Source organism: Robinsoniella sp., assembly GCF_034124845.1.
In genome coordinates, this window is record NZ_JAWYAJ010000613.1 from 1 (window position 1) to 2,485 (window position 2,485).

Consider the following 2,485-nt stretch of genomic DNA (forward strand, 5'->3'; position numbering starts at 1 on the left):
TAAAACACCGGTAATACCAATGCTCCTATAATTGCTAATATAAAGATACAGATTGCTGATATAAATGACCCCAGTGTATACGTTTTCAAGCCGCCGGTCACCGTTAACCCTGACAGGTTCGTCGCTACCCAGAATCCACTGTCGTTTACATGTCCCACACTATTTCCACCAGCCAGACAAGCCATGGCAATGTAGACCGGATGTATGCCCACTGTTGGTGCCAGGGTTGCCATAATTGTCATGGAGGTAAGTCCTGCTACGGTACCGGACCCCTGGGCTACACGGAAGATAAATCCAATGAAAAATGCAAGTAACAATACTACAATCGCGGAACTGGTGTCCAGTCCTAATTTGTCAACCAGAATGGTACCGATATCGGTTGCTTTAATTACTGCGCCGAAGGAACCGCCTGCACCTGTAATTAAAAGTACTACTCCCGCAGCCTTTAATGCTTCTCCTGCGGATTCTTCAATATTCTTCTTGCCGATATATTTATAACCTAATAAATAAGATGCCAGTGCGCCTAATAAGAGCGCTGTCAATTTGTTGCCTAAGAATTGGCTGATTAAGGGCTGGTTCTCTTCCCCAAAGATTGCAGTGCCCACGGTTCCGCATAAAATGCAGATAATGGGAACTATAATTGGAAGCAGAGAGATGAAAAAGCTTGGTCTGTTCTCCTTTACTACCTTGCCCTGTTCTTCTAATTCTTTTACAACATTGGAAGAATGGTTTACATCCTTTTCCTCATTCCAGAAATGCCTGTCATGAATTTTCGTATATAAAAACACACTTACCGTTACGGTAATAATACCGAAAATCAATCCGAATATCAGCATGATTCCAAGATCAAATCCAAAGATATCCGGCGCAGCCAGCGGGTTCGGAGTGGGCGGAACGATACAATGAGCAGTTGTTGCACCAATCGTTAACGCGCCGGTTGTATATGCCATTGGTTTGTTGATCTGTCTGGTAATTGCAATACCGATGGGAATGAGGATTACAAATGTGACGTCAAAATAAACCGGAATGGATAAAACAAAGCCTGTAAAAGCAATGGCATACAGTGCTTTTTTAGCAGGAAACTTTCTGACAAGGGTTTCTGCAATTACACTCGCCCCGCCGCTGTCTGACAGCAATTGCCCTAAAATAACGCCAAATCCGATGGGCAGCCCCATGCTGGACATCATGCTGCCGAAGCCGTCCGAGATCTGCGTAATGGTACCCATGACACCCAGCTTTGATGCAATCCCCATATACAGGCAGGCTATAATCATAGCGATACTTGGGTTAATTTTCAAAGCCATAATTAAAAACAATATAATAGCAATCGAGATAACCAGATTAATAATTAATAAAGTTCCAACGTCCATAAAGACCCCCCTTAGTTGATGATATCTGATATTCAGATTATCCGCGGATTTCTACACCTGTAATTTTCTCATAATACTTTGCAATTGCGCTGTGATCTTCCTGTCCGCATCCATCGGCACGAAGCGTCTGCAGCATTTCCATAGCCAGTGCGGTCATTGGAAGCGGCGCTCCCACCCCGTGTCCTGTTTCCAGGGCATTGTTTAGATCCTTTATATGTAAATCAATTTTAAATCCCGGATTAAAATTACCCGCTGTAATCATTGGAACCTTGGCATTCATAACCGTTGAGCCTGCCAGACCTCCTTTGATTGCATCAAATACCTTCACCGGATCCACGCCTGCTTTTGTAGATAACATAAAGGCTTCCGATACAGCCGCAATATTCAATGCCACAATAACCTGATTTGCTAATTTTGTCGTATTTCCTGCACCGATGTCGCCGCAGTGTACTGCGCTGCCGCCCATTACCATTAACAGATCATATACCTGGTCGAAGACCTCTTTCTCTCCGCCAGCCATAATTGACATGGTTCCGTCAATCGCTTTTGGTTCGCCGCCGGATACCGGTGCATCAATCATTTTTACACCTTTCCCTGCACATGCCCTGGAAATCTCCTGAGATGCAAGGGGTGCTATAGAGCTCATATCAATTAATATGCTGCCTTCCTGCGCACCTTCCAGAACCCCGTTTTCTCCCATAACAGCCGCTTTTACATGTGGTGAATTCGGCAGCATGGTAATAATTGTTTTACACTGTTGTGCAACTGCTTTGGAAGATTGTGCCGGAACTGCGCCTGCCGCAGCCGCTTCCTCTACGTTTTCCTGCATCACATCAAATGCCACTACTTCATGTCCTGCTTTTAACAGGTTTCTTACCATTGGCTTCCCCATGATACCCAATCCGATAAATCCAACTTTCATTTTTTATACCTTTATCTATTGCCGTTTTCTATGCAATAGCGCCACATTGAAACAGGCTGAAAGAATCACGCTGTGGCTTCCTTTCTATATTATAATTTTCCATCAGCCCTCTTATCTGGTTTTTATGATCATTGATTCATTTTTTCAATTGCTTCCACGATATGCTCTTTTGTCAGCCCGTGGTATTGCATCA

At 44.0% G+C, this 2,485-nt stretch carries 2 protein-coding genes; both read right to left on the minus strand.

The window, feature by feature from the left end:
- Positions 1–1,370, minus strand: a 1,370-nt coding sequence (locus ACH2DQ_RS30020; RefSeq protein ID WP_394912549.1) for a GntP family permease, incomplete at its 3' end; no start/stop codon positions are given.
- Positions 1,371–1,407: 37 nt separating this feature from the next.
- A complete protein-coding gene (garR, locus tag ACH2DQ_RS30025; protein ID WP_394912548.1) occupies positions 1,408–2,292 on the minus strand; it encodes a 2-hydroxy-3-oxopropionate reductase in 885 nt (294 codons plus the stop codon).
- Positions 2,293–2,485: the final 193 nt, after the last annotated feature.

Excerpts from the sequence above, each read along its gene's own strand:
- garR (WP_394912548.1), bottom strand. The coding sequence starts at position 2,292 with ATGAAAGTTGGATTTATCGGATTGGGTATCATGGGGAAGCCAATGGTA.